Here is a 12,674-nt window from a genome sequence, read left to right as displayed (position 1 = left end):
TAAATTTGATATTTTTTTTATTTTTTTATGATATGATTATTAAAGATTTGTATTAGTTTATAAATCATTTAATTTTATTAAAAAATTCTTGTCCGGGATGTTTTATAAATGAATATTTCATATAATTTTTATGTTAAAAAGATTTTTTATGCTTGTTATGTTAAGAATGTTGTTTTGCCAATTGATGTTTTGAATAATAAACGTAATGAGAATGGTATTAAGAATGTTGGTAATGATAGTAAGTTAAGACATAATAATGTTCGTACTAAGTCTAAATTAATTCAAAAAGCATTACATAATTTTTATGATGCTAAGGTTTTAAGTTTTTTAACTTTGACTTATCAGCAGAATGAAACTGATATTAGAAAAGCAAAACATGATATTTCTATATTCTTTAAACGTTTAAAGCGTTGATGAAATGACCCTAAGCGTGCTAAATATATGGGTGAATTGAAGTATTTTTATGTTTATGAGTATCAAAAGCGTGGAGCAGTACATTTTCATATAGTTTTTAATCGTAAAATACCTTATAGTATGATATTTCAGTGATGACCATATTCTCAAAAATCGGGTATTAAATTAATTGTTGTTAAAAAAGGTACTAATGAATTTGTTGTTAAGTATTTAAGTAAGTATGTAACAAAAGTGCAAGAGAATATTAAGTCTTTAAATCAAAAAGATGTTGGTGTTCAGGCGTATTCTTTTAGTCGTAATTGTAAAAATCCGATTATAGTTCGTGGTGTTAAAAATTTACTTTTACAAGATTTAATTAAAGCGTGTGAAAAGGCAAAAGAGTTTTATTTGTTTAAAACTAAGAAAAGTGAACAAGGTGTTACTTATTTAATTGGTGGAAGTTATGATTATAATGTTACTGATGATTATTTTAGAGATTTTCAGCAATATGTAAGTTTAGAAAGTTTACGGTTTAGGTATTGATTGAAAAATAAATTTAATAGAAATGAAATTTTAGATTTTCTATATAAAGTTTTTGATAAAAGTAAAATTGAAAAAGTATTTTTGCAAAAAAGAGTTTTACATTAATTAAAATTTAATTTTGTTGTTTTTAATATTTTCATTTTTGATTATTTAATTTTTATTATTTGTAATATTTGTATTTTTTTGTGTTTTTGTTATACTTTAATTGTGCAGATACTGTTGTTGTTCGGACAAGGAATAATGGTGTCTGCTATTTTATTATTAATTTGTTGAAATTTTTATTTATTATGTTATTATAATATTGTAAGTAAATATTTTTTAAAACTAGTTTTTAAATAGTATTTAGCTTATTTGAATTGGTAATACAATTCCTTGTCCGGGATAGTTAAATACTTCATTTAAAAACTTTTTTTATTAGATTATTTTTTATTTATAGTTTAATTACTTATTGTTTGCCAATTCTTTTATTAATTTTTTATTAAAATTTTTAGAAAGGATTGGCAATTTTTATGTTTAAAACTCAGTTAGTTAATATTGAAAAAGATAAGATTATACCTGATAAAAATAATCATGGTAAGTTTTTAAATTTTGATGTTTTGACTTTTTTAGAAATTAATAAACAAACAAATATTCCTACTGGTAAAGTAAGAGATAAGTGTATAACCCATTAGTAGTTAATGATTTTTCAAAATATTTACATAAATTAACTTTAAAAGTTGGTAATTATTATAATTTAGTTTTGGATTTATCCGGTATTATTGTTGATATTATTGAATGAAAAGATAAGTAATTATGTCAAAGATTAATAATTGTGCTTGTGAACAGTTATTTCATTTGTCAATGTATATGTGTAAACTTTGTGACCAAGTTATTTGTCCTAAGAAAGTTTTACAAAATTTATATACTAAACAATATTATTGTCCAAATTGTATATTAGATATTGCGTTAAATAAAACAATGAGAAAAGAACAATTACAACAAAAAGAAAATTAAAAAAACTAAATAGGGAGTATATTTATACTTTTTTGTGTACTTTACTCCCAATTATACAAATTGGTAATTATACTTTAACAAAGATAGTAAGAATAGGATTAAGTCCATTAAGTGCTATGATTGGAGTTGGTGTTTATTATGGTCAATATTTAAAAGACCCCATATTGGGAAGTATTAATTCTTTATTATTTAGTAAGAAATTAGGAATTGATATATGGAATATTAATCAAAGACCTTCTTCTAAAACTAAATTTATTAATAGTAGTAAAAAAATATTATTAGGTTTAGGTACAATTGGTTTAATAAATTATGCTAAGTTTGTTCAATATGTAGATAAGTCTGTGTCTTTATTAAAAGATGAACCTTGTTTTTGACCACCGTGTCCAACTGAACCACCTAAACCAACTTATCCACCATTTACAACTGTTAAACCGATAGTTGATGTACCTTTTGTAGATTGAGATACTTATGTGTCTTTAAATAGTTTTGGTATAGCGAATGTTGTTAGTGGTTTAAGTGAATTAATTCCTAATCGTTTTGAGAGTATAAGAAAGATTTGTAATATGACAACTGGTGGGTGTTTAATTAGTAGTGGTGTAGCAATGGATATTAATAATGATTTTAATAATGCTTATGCAGTTCCTACGATTATTGCCGGAGCAAGTGAGATTATTAATACTTTATTATTACCATTGGGAAATACACATAATAATACAGAATTACAAGAAGTATTTACTGATGAAAGAGCAAGATTAATTAATGCTAGTATTAATGATTATCAAAGTACAGATGACGGTATGGTTGATGTTGATTTAAACGATAGTATGTCTGAAATTAATTTAGATAGAGCAAGTTTAAATTGGGATTATTCTTATGCTTATACGTTAGGTGGTGTTTAAAATGAAAAAGATAAAGTGAAAAAATATGTCAAGAGAGAAATTGCATAAGAAAAAAGCAAAAATAAATTTTGAACAAAGATTAAATGAAAATATGAATTATGATGATTTTTTAGGGGATAGAAAATAATGGATATGAAAGAGATAGTTAAATATTTAGCATATATGGGTGGTTTTGGTCTTATTCTTTGATTTTCTCGTAATTGAATACATGAAGGTATTCAAAAATGAAAACATAAAAAACATGTAAAGGAAAATGATAGTGACCCTGATTGTTTATATTGTCGTAAAGATTTTGAAAAGAAAAAACGTAGATTGGAAATGGAAAAACAACAAAAAGAATTAGAGAAAGGGGGTGATTAATATGCCAACAGGATTAAGTGCCTTATTAACCATGATAGGTGGTGTTGGACAACAATTATTAAATGGTTTTACTTATATTTTTGGTTGAGTATTTACAACTGGTGATGGTGGAACACTTACAAATTGACCAGTGCTAATTTCAATTGTATTTATGGTATTAGTGTTTATTAAACAATTTGTGGGTCATATTATTCATGGAACTCATTAGTAATTAGAAAGGAATAAGCAAATGGTAAAGTTATTTTTTAGTTTAGTTTTTGTTTTGCCTTTGTTAGGTAAACTTTTACCAACTGTTAATACATTAGTTCAAACTATTTATATGCAGTATTTAAGTTCATTTACTGGATTGCATACTGTTACACTTTTTATTAAGTTGTTCTTTTATGATAGTTTGTATACTTTGCCTTTGCCAATCCTTGCTTTAATAAATGTTAATTTTGTTTTTTATTTAATTTTAGGATTATTTAGATTTACAAGACATTAGGAAGTGCAATTATGTTTATACCTTTTATTACAACAGTAATGAAATTATTTAGTCAAATATTTATGAAGTTTTTTAGTTTTCCTATTGGTGACTTAGGTTTTAATTTAGGTACATTAATGGTATTTTTAATTTTGCTTAGATTTGCATTTAGAGTGATTTTACCCGAATTAATGTTACCAACATTAGGATTAGGTTATGGTGTTAAGAAAATTGGTAAGGCTTCTGTTTCAGTTGGTAAGTCTGTTGCTAACGGTTATAAACAAACACAAGATGTTAGTGGAATTAATGTAGGTGATTAATTATGTCTGATTTTGTTGTTAGTATTTTGCATTTTATTTTTATATTTTCTAATAATGATATTTCTATGTTTTTAAATCAAACGGTTGATGTTACTAATGAAGTTTATATTTTGTTTAATTTAACTTTTTGACTTGTATTAAGAGTATTTTTTAATTTTATTTATCGTAGTATTAAATTTATTTTTAGGTCATTGTTTGGGTAGGTGTTTTTTATGAGTGTTTGAGATATTTATAATCAAATACATCAATGTATAGTTGATTATTGAACTATGTTTATAGGTAGTCCGGTTGATGCTTTTACTATTATTTTATGAAATTTAGTAGTTTATGGAACTCAGTTTTTTATTGGATTTGTTTTATTTTATGGTTCATGGTGAATTTTAAAGTGTTTATTTGGTAAATAATTATGTGATTTAAGTTTGCTAAATTATTTTTAATTATAAATACTTCTGTACAAGCACCTACTTCTTTGATTGTTTCTAATGACCCTAATGTTGTTAATTATGATATTACAGATGATATGGTTAAGCATGTTAAATATCATAGTTTTGATGATTGAGCAACAATTCCATGAAATTCTGCTTATTTTGATATTGACCAACCTGATTTAAAATTAGTAAGTGGTTATTTTTATGATTATTTTCATCCTGATTATCAATATTTTTTAAATTATGTTAGTGATGTTACAGGTGTTTTACAAAAACATGTTGATTTTACTAGTCATTTGATTTTTGATGATGAACAGTTAAATGCTTTTTCAAGGATTATTTTTAATCATAATTTAGTACAAACTAAGCAAGATAATTATATTGAATTTGGTGGTGTTGTTGGTCAACAAAAATTTAATGTTCAGTTAGAATTTGAAATTTCTAAACCTTTAAGTTTTTATATACAAGGGTTTATGTTTTATTTTAATTTTCATTATATTGGTTCTAGTTTTAATTTTTCATTTTTAGATTATGAAGGTAATACAAAATATGTTTTTAAAGGATTGGTTGATAGTCATTCTTATTTACAAGATATGTATAATTTTATTACTATGCCTGTTCGTGTTCCTAATTTGAAGTATTTAACTATAACTTTTTCTATTAATTCTATTATTGAAAATCCACAACAGTCGGTATCAGTTAGATTTGGTCAAATTAATATTTTTTCAAGTGAAAATATAACACCAGTACCCCCAAATAGTCCTTTTAATCCTGAATATGAACGAGTTAGTTGATATGATGTTTTTGGTCATTTACGTAATGCTTTTAGATGAGTGTTATTTGGTGTAGTTGGTAAACTTTTACCAGTAGAACCATTAAGAGAGTTTTTTGCTAAGATTGATGGTTTATTAAGACATATTTTTGATGATACTATTAGTTCTGTTTTAAATGTTGATTTTACTAGTGGTTTAGAACAAGTATTAACTTTATGAGTATTTTTAAAATCAGTAGGGTTTTTAATTGGGTAGGAGTGAAAGATAATGCCTTGATATGGATATTTAATTTTAGGAATTTTGTTAGTTATAATTTTTTATCCGTTTTTAATAACTAGAAAAAATATAAAGATATTGCAACGTGTAGGTAGTTATATTATTTCAGCACCACCACGTACTGGTAAGTCAGCACTTGCTTGTTGCTTAGCACAAAAACATAAAGGTAAGGTAGTTAGTCCTATTCCTATTAAGGTGCGTAATGAGTTTAGTTATCGTTGTTCTTATGATGATGTTTTTAAATTTAATCAATTAAATAGTAATTATGCTTTTAAAGAGAATGATATGCTTGTTTTTGATGAATTAGGTTTAAAGATTAATAGTAATGATTTATCACCGGAATTTAAAGAAACACAAGAAAGTTTAGGAATGTTTTGTAAATTAATAGGTCATAATTTTAATGGAATTATGTATATGATTGAACAACACCCCGATAGAATACCGAAACAAGCACGTGAAAAAGTAGAGTATATTGTCCAAGTTAAGAGAATGCGTATTTTATTATTTTTAGTTAAGTTTAAACTTAATATTTATACTAATGTTGATGATTATAATAAAATTGTTTTATCGAAAAGACAAACTAAGAAAATAATTAAAAAGGGTGGTTTTCCACCAAGTTATAGTGGTGAGACTATGACTTTTAGTTTGTGATTTCCTAGGTCTTATTTACAAAAATATAATAGTCGTGCTTTGCATTATATTCATGATTTAAAAAGTGATTTGAGTAGTGTTAAAGAGTATGAACAGTCACAAGGTTTAGAATTTACTGTTGATGATATTAAAGCAGTTGGTTTAGATAAGTTAGATAATATTTTACAACATGATAAAGCAAAAGATGTTGTTAAGGTTCGTGGTAAGCGTAGTTATGATAAAAATAAAAAGTTTGTTAAGAAGTAAAATGTATTTAAGGTCTGTGCCAACCAGAACCTTGGTTGGTTGGCTAGGGCGTTTACGCCATTTGTCCAACTTTTAAAAAGTTGTATGCTACGAAGTAGCAAGGGGCAAAGCGCCCCTATAACTTGATATAAAATTCTCTATACCCCGAGTTTTATTACCCTCTACATATGATGAGCTATCCACTACATAATTATCTTTAGCAAGAACCGCATGGTTCTTGCTTTTTTAATTAATTGTTCCTATTATCTTAGTGATTAACTATCCATTATCAGGTAAATAAATTATTTTTAATGTTAACTTGTTATTACTTATTGTTATAATAAATCTATATTTGAAAATAGGTGAAACAATATGAAAAAAGCATTAATAATTGATGGTAACAATTTATTATTTAAAGCATACTATGCTACTGCCTATCAAGGTGTAAATCTTCATTCATTGCAAGGCATTCCAACCAATGCCGTCTATGCATTTATTCGCATGATAACGAAATTTTTGAAAAATAATAACTATGATAGTGTTTTTGTGGCATTCGATGCTGGAAAAAAAACATTTCGTCATCAAATACTAGACACATATAAAGGAAAACGTAGTGCAACGCCAGCGGAATTAATCGGACAATTCGCATTAACTAAAACCTTTTTAGATTTAGCACAAATTTCGTGAGGGCAACTCAGTAACTATGAAGCTGATGACATTATTGGCACAATTGCTAAAAATAACATCGCTAAAGATTACGAAATTGATATTATGAGTAGTGATAAAGATTTATTACAACTACTAGATAATAATATTAAAATTTTAAATCCGCAAAAAGGGATGAGCGACTTAAAAATTATTACTACCACTACCTTTGAGAGCGAATATGAATTACTACCAAGTCAAGTAATTGACTTAAAAGGATTAATGGGAGATACTTCAGATAACTTACCTGGCATTAAAGGTATTGGACAAAAAACTGCTACTAATTTATTAAAAGAATATAAAACCTTAGAAAACATTATTGATAATGTTGAAAAATTAAAACCTAATATTAGTAAACTAATAAAAGCTAATTTTAATAATGGCATTATTTGTAAACATTTAGCCCAACTTAATTTAGAAACTCCCATCACTGGTAATCTAAATACTTTTCAATATAATCTTAATAATTTAAATAGTAACCAATTACAATCATTTTACAATCAATATGATATGAAATCATTAATGATCAGCGATATTAATGGCGCACCAAATAAACCCAATACTAATACTAAAATTAAAATTATTACAACATGAGATGAACAATGAAACTGTGATATTAATTATTTATGATTAGAAGTTTTTGGTGATAATTATAATCGTGATAACCTAATTGGATTTGCTATTAAAAATGATAAAGGTATATTTTATATTAATGTTGCTCATGCTACTAAGTGTCAATTTTTTCATAAATTTTTACAAGATAAAACGTTAACTAAAATTACTTGAGATTTAAAAAAAGTTATTAATGGTGCTTTAAGAATTGACTTAATTATTAATGGCATTATTTTTGACCATATGTTAGCAGCATACTTACTCTACGCAAATGAAAAAATTATTCCAGAAAATATTGCTACTATCCTTGGTTTAAACAATTTAACATCATTAAATAGCGATGATTTTTATGGCAAAGGTGTTAAGAAAACTATTCCTATTCAAGAAATGGCAATCGCACAATTTCTTGAATCGCATTTAAATTTTTTACAACAATCTTATACTCTCCTTATTAGCAAATTAAAAACCACTGATAACTGAGAATTATATCAAAACATTGAACTACCTGCTGGGTTTGCTTTAGCTGATATGGAACGTAATGGAGTAAATGTTGACCAGCAACAACTAACAATTTTAACTGACAAAACATTATTGAAAATTAAAGATTTAGAATTGCAAATTAAATCTATGGCGAAAAATGATTTAAACCCTAATTCACCAAAACAAATTAGTAGTTATTTATTTGAACAATTAAAACTACCTGATTACAAAAAAGGTAGTACCGCCTTTGAAGTATTAGTTTCATTGCAAGATATGCATCCCTTTATTAACATTTTATTAGAATACCGAAAATTACAAAAACTATATTCAACCTATTTATTTGGTTTACAAAAATATATTTTTCGCGATGGCAAAATTCATAGTATTTATAATCAAGTACAAGCAAGTACCGGCAGATTATCATCATTAGATCCTAATATGCAAAACATTAGTATTCATGATGAAGAACAACGAGAAGTTCGTAAAATCTTTATTCCTAATATCAAGGGTAATAAAATTTTATCATTTGACTACTCACAAATTGAATTGCGAATTTTAGCTCATATTAGTAATGATGAAAATTTAATCCAAGCCTTCTTAGAAAATAATGATATCCATACAGAAACTGCTAGCAAAGTCTTAGAAATTTCCAAAGAACAAGTAACCAAAGAACAACGTCAAAATGCTAAGGCTGTAAACTTTGGGATTGTTTATGGCATTTCTGGATTTGGTTTATCACAACAATTAAAAATTAGTGTTAAAGAAGCGCAAAACTTTATTAACAAATACTTTATGGTATTTCCTAACATTAAAGTTTATATTAACGATGTTATTGGTTTTTGTGAAACTAATGGTTATGTCCAAACCATTTTTAATCGAAGAAGAGCAGTTACTGAAATTGTCAATAAAAACAAAAACATTCGTGATTTTGGAAAAAGAATAGCTATGAATATGCCGATTCAAGGTAGTGCTGCTGATATTTTAAAACTAGCCATGAATAAAATCTACACAGAAATTTTAAACCACAAAATTAAAGCAACTTTAATTGCCCAAATTCACGATGAACTAATCTTTGAAGTAGCACTTGAAAATGTAGAAGAAGTAATTACGAAAGTAACAAATATTATGACTAATATTACTAAGTTAAAAGTACCCCTAGTAGTAAATAATAGTGTTGGTGATAATTGATTTGAGTTAAAATAAAATCATCAATTTCTGGGACACTCCCGACATCCCCTTGAGATTCTACAAATCTCTTTCTATTTCTGTTTTTTTCTTGAATTGTTCCAAATTGGTTTAAATCAATAGGCATATACATACTTTATTATTTAAATCACCTATGTATGCCATGATCAAAATTATAAAGTCAATTTTTGTCCTTGTTTCTGCACTTTCTCCCTTGTCTTTTTTGCTGCTAGTTCTTCTTTTTGTGCTAATTCTGCAACATGAATAGCATTTCCAGGATTGTGAGGAACATTTGCAGGTTGTTTAACAAATGACTCTTTCATAGAGACCGTTTCAGAAAGTGGGGGCAGTTGTTTTTTACTTGTACTAGGAATATTAACTGTTTTATTTTCTGCTTTATCTATTTTTAGTCGCTTAACTTCATTAGTACATCATAAGCCATCATTATATATTCACTACTTGTGCTGGGCATGTTTTGGTATTGTTGCGGTTCTACAAATTCTCCTGTCAAATTTTTTTCTTTTTCTTCTCTTGATTCTTCCAATTTTTGTCCTAATTCTTGATTATTATTTAATAATTCTTTAATTAAAGGATTAGGATTGGTTTTAGCTAAGTCAAAAAATGTTTTACCTTCACTATTAGCGATACTTTTATTAGCTTCTAAACGTAAGAGTGGTTCAGCATATTGAGCAAGGTCATCATATTCAGAATTAACAGCATAATGTAAAGCTGTATTTCCGTCACTATCTTTAGCATTAATGTCATAACTATTTTTAACTAATTTTTCAATCATTTTAATATGTACTGCTTGATCTAATTCTTCGCTAAATCCATTATGAATTAAAATTTGAGTTAAAATAGGAGTACTGTTATCATCAACAAGACGATTTAAATCAAAATCTTCAACGTTATCAAGTACAAAATCAAGTGCTTCTAAATTACAACTTTTTATAAGGTTTTCAAAATTATAATCATTGATATCATTAAAGTTAGTATTATAATCAGAAATTAATTTCTTAAATAAAGAAAAATTATCTTTTTCAAGAGCAGCAGCTAAAGCAGTATCACCTACGAAAGTTTCAAGGTTAGTATGTAATTCTTTGGTTAATAAATAATCAATTATTTCAGGATTATTAACTTCAATTGCGCATATTAACGGTAATTTGTCTATTTCATTTTCAATAATCATGTCTTGAGTTGTTTCAATTTCTGCACCTGCTTCACAAAGCATTTTTATTACTGGTAAATTTTCTTTTTCAATAGCTTTAATTAATAACTCATGATTAGTAAATGTTATTTGTTCTTTTGAAAGTTTATTACTAATTAATAATTGTTCTAATTCTTGATTTTTTTCTGAGCCTTGCTCAAGGTATTGTAATGCTTGTTCGAATGCTTGTAGTTTTTCATCTTCAGAATATTGTGAATTAGCAGTAAGGACAACAATTCTTTTATCAAATTTTATCTATAAAATTTGATAAATTTGTCGTTGACGTTTCAATTTCTTGATTTCGATTTCTTTCTCAATTCATGGAAGATAATGGTTTTATTATTCTTTTTTTTGTTTCATAATCTGTTAAGTCTTTTCGAGTTTTATCACAACTTTTTTTTAAATCTTCAAGTTTTTCTTTTTCAGGAGATAAATAAAGATAATTGTTAGCATCTTGATTTAGTTTATTAATTTGTTCTTCTATGTTTTTTGGTATCATTTTATCATCCAATTCTGTTCTTTCTTTACTATTTTTAAAACCAATATTTTTTGATACAGATTTTTTAATTACTTTTATTTTTTCTTCTTCTTTTCATTCTAAATTAGTGGGAACTGCAATATTAGGATTATTATCTACAGTAATTTTTTCATTCATTTGTTGTATTTCCTTAAAAGATAAGGCAGAAATTTTTTCAACAATTTCTGCTCCGCTATTACCTAGCATATAAGTTTTTTCAAAGATTTCTTTCTTACATGGTGTTATATCACCTTCACCGTACTCAATAAGATAATCTCCAAAATCATAATCTAATATAGTTTGTCCTTCTATATCTCAGCTTGGTTTAATTTTACCTGCTTCTTTAGCAATTTCATAATTTTTAAAAACCTTCCCTGAAGGTCAAAATATATTTTCACAACAGTCAGTTGAACTATAACCATTAGGAACGTGCTTATTATTTTTATCAGGTTTAACAGGTCATTGTTCATTGACAATACCAGTAACAATAAAGTCACCTACCTTATAAGACGCTTTTCCTTCTAAGGTTTGAATTACACCATCTACTGTTTGTTTCTCTGCTTTTACTAAGATAAAAGGATTTTTCATACATAATAATTTACTGTTTGGCATTTCTTTATCTCCTGACTAATCTAGTTATTTATTACACACTAAACCTAATTCCTTACTTACACATAAACATATTTTATCTTAAAAACACTTTAAAACGATTATATTTTTATTTTTTATAAAAATATGAAAAAAAATAATTATTTTATTTATAATAAGAATAAATTGCTTTACAATATTTTAGTTAGGAGAAAATTAAGATGCCTGAATTACCAGAAGTTGAAACTGTTCGTAAAACCTTATATCCACTTTTAGTACATCATAAAATTATTGATGTTCGAGTTTTTATGAACAAAATTATCAAAACCTCAAAACCTCAAATCTTTATTGACCAAATTATTGGCCAAACAATTAATGATATTCAACGTATCGGAAAACTAATAATTTTCGTACTTGATGATTATGTCTTGTTAAGCCATCTGCGTATGGAAGGTAAATACTACTATCAAAAACAAGACACCCCCACCAATTGAAAACATATTTTATTAGTTTTAGAATTCGAAAATAACTATCAACTTTGTTATCATGACACAAGACAATTTGGAACTTTTCATTTACAACCCCTTAGCGCTTATCAAACTTCAAAACCATATACTAATATTGGCCCTGAACCTTTTAACAAAAACGTTACAACCCAATATTTACAAAATAAATGAAAAAATAAAAAACAAAATATTAAAGCTTCGCTCTTAGATCAAGGAGTAATGAGTGGATTAGGAAATATTTATGTTGATGAAGTACTTTTTTATGCTAATATACATCCAGAAAGTATTACTAATCATTTAACATTAGTACAACTACAAACTATTATTGATAAATCAATTATGGTCCTTACTAAAGCCATTAAATTAGGTGGCTCAAGTATCAATAGCTACACTTCTAGCCTTGGTGTTAAAGGCTATTATCAAAATTCATTGCAAGTTCATACACGAACTAACCAACCTTGTTTTGTCTGTACAACTAAAATATTAAAAACTAAAGTTAGCACACGTGGAACTTACTTTTGCCCGCACTGTCAAATCAAATATTAATGTG

At 26.3% G+C, this 12,674-nt stretch carries 18 protein-coding genes; 15 read left to right on the top strand and 3 right to left on the bottom strand.

The features are described from left to right. The first annotated feature begins 108 nt into the window (after positions 1-108). From AAHM98_RS01540 to polA, 14 genes are all read left to right on the top strand, one after another. Positions 109-1,041: a rolling circle replication-associated protein gene (locus AAHM98_RS01540; RefSeq protein WP_342276752.1), complete on the top strand. Its 933-nt coding sequence runs from the start codon at positions 109-111 to the stop codon at positions 1,039-1,041. A 404-nt stretch (positions 1,042-1,445) separates the two neighbouring features. Further along, positions 1,446-1,607: a hypothetical protein gene (locus tag AAHM98_RS01535; protein WP_342276751.1), complete on the top strand. Its 162-nt coding sequence runs from the start codon at positions 1,446-1,448 to the stop codon at positions 1,605-1,607. A gap of 121 nt (positions 1,608-1,728) precedes the next feature. Then, the gene (locus tag AAHM98_RS01530; RefSeq protein ID WP_342276750.1) at positions 1,729-1,929 is read left to right on the top strand and encodes a hypothetical protein; all 201 of its coding nucleotides are present in this window, start codon (positions 1,729-1,731) and stop codon (positions 1,927-1,929) included. Between the two features lie 32 nt (positions 1,930-1,961). Continuing rightward, a complete protein-coding gene (locus AAHM98_RS01525) occupies positions 1,962-2,828 on the top strand; it encodes a hypothetical protein (RefSeq protein ID WP_342276749.1) in 867 nt (288 codons plus the stop codon). 1 nt (position 2,829) lies between these two features. Then, positions 2,830-2,955, top strand: a complete 126-nt coding sequence (locus AAHM98_RS01520) for a hypothetical protein (RefSeq protein WP_342276748.1) — start codon at positions 2,830-2,832, stop codon at positions 2,953-2,955. After that, positions 2,955-3,188, top strand: coding sequence for a hypothetical protein (locus AAHM98_RS01515; RefSeq protein WP_342276747.1), 234 nt, complete (start codon positions 2,955-2,957; stop codon positions 3,186-3,188). Before AAHM98_RS01520 ends, AAHM98_RS01515 begins: the two co-directional genes overlap by 1 nt. 1 nt (position 3,189) lies before the next feature. Then, the gene (locus AAHM98_RS01510) at positions 3,190-3,396 is read left to right on the top strand and encodes a hypothetical protein (protein ID WP_342276746.1); all 207 of its coding nucleotides are present in this window, start codon (positions 3,190-3,192) and stop codon (positions 3,394-3,396) included. Positions 3,397-3,417: 21 nt separating this feature from the next. Continuing rightward, positions 3,418-3,672: a hypothetical protein gene (locus AAHM98_RS01505; protein ID WP_342276745.1), complete on the top strand. Its 255-nt coding sequence runs from the start codon at positions 3,418-3,420 to the stop codon at positions 3,670-3,672. Between the two features lie 11 nt (positions 3,673-3,683). Next, positions 3,684-3,971, top strand: a complete 288-nt coding sequence (locus tag AAHM98_RS01500) for a hypothetical protein (protein WP_342276744.1) — start codon at positions 3,684-3,686, stop codon at positions 3,969-3,971. Positions 3,972-3,973: 2 nt separating this feature from the next. After that, the gene (locus AAHM98_RS01495; RefSeq protein ID WP_342276743.1) at positions 3,974-4,174 is read left to right on the top strand and encodes a hypothetical protein; all 201 of its coding nucleotides are present in this window, start codon (positions 3,974-3,976) and stop codon (positions 4,172-4,174) included. A 9-nt stretch (positions 4,175-4,183) separates the two neighbouring features. Continuing rightward, complete coding sequence (locus AAHM98_RS01490; RefSeq protein WP_342276561.1) at positions 4,184-4,375, top strand: hypothetical protein; 192 nt, start codon at positions 4,184-4,186, stop codon at positions 4,373-4,375. Between the two features lie 2 nt (positions 4,376-4,377). Then, positions 4,378-5,427: a hypothetical protein gene (locus AAHM98_RS01485; RefSeq protein ID WP_342276742.1), complete on the top strand. Its 1,050-nt coding sequence runs from the start codon at positions 4,378-4,380 to the stop codon at positions 5,425-5,427. 12 nt (positions 5,428-5,439) lie between these two features. Further along, positions 5,440-6,345, top strand: a complete 906-nt coding sequence (locus AAHM98_RS01480; RefSeq protein ID WP_342276741.1) for a hypothetical protein — start codon at positions 5,440-5,442, stop codon at positions 6,343-6,345. A gap of 351 nt (positions 6,346-6,696) precedes the next feature. Further along, entirely contained in the window at positions 6,697-9,324 is a 2,628-nt protein-coding gene (gene polA / locus AAHM98_RS01475; RefSeq protein WP_342276740.1) for a DNA polymerase I, read from the top strand. 155 nt (positions 9,325-9,479) lie between these two features. Here polA and AAHM98_RS01470 read toward each other — a convergent pair whose 3' ends face one another. The 3 genes from AAHM98_RS01470 to AAHM98_RS01460 all read right to left on the bottom strand — a co-directional run bounded on the left by AAHM98_RS01470 (position 9,480) and on the right by AAHM98_RS01460 (position 11,642). Beyond that, entirely contained in the window at positions 9,480-9,629 is a 150-nt protein-coding gene (locus tag AAHM98_RS01470) for a hypothetical protein (RefSeq protein ID WP_342276739.1), read from the bottom strand. A gap of 83 nt (positions 9,630-9,712) precedes the next feature. Beyond that, complete coding sequence (locus AAHM98_RS01465; protein ID WP_342276738.1) at positions 9,713-10,537, bottom strand: ankyrin repeat domain-containing protein; 825 nt, start codon at positions 10,535-10,537, stop codon at positions 9,713-9,715. 217 nt (positions 10,538-10,754) lie between these two features. Continuing rightward, entirely contained in the window at positions 10,755-11,642 is an 888-nt protein-coding gene (locus tag AAHM98_RS01460; protein WP_342276737.1) for a hypothetical protein, read from the bottom strand. 197 nt (positions 11,643-11,839) lie between these two features. Here AAHM98_RS01460 and mutM point away from each other — a divergent pair, with 197 nt between their 5' ends. Beyond that, complete coding sequence (gene mutM, locus AAHM98_RS01455) at positions 11,840-12,670, top strand: DNA-formamidopyrimidine glycosylase (RefSeq protein ID WP_342276736.1); 831 nt, start codon at positions 11,840-11,842, stop codon at positions 12,668-12,670. Positions 12,671-12,674: the final 4 nt, after the last annotated feature.

Origin of the sequence: Spiroplasma endosymbiont of Nebria brevicollis, assembly GCF_964030895.1 — a bacterium.
In the GTDB taxonomy this organism is placed as follows: Bacteria; Bacillota_I; Bacilli_A; order Mycoplasmatales; family VBWQ01; genus Spiroplasma_E.
The sequence above is the reverse complement of the archived record's forward strand: the minus strand, read 5'-3'. Positions and strand labels throughout refer to the sequence as shown.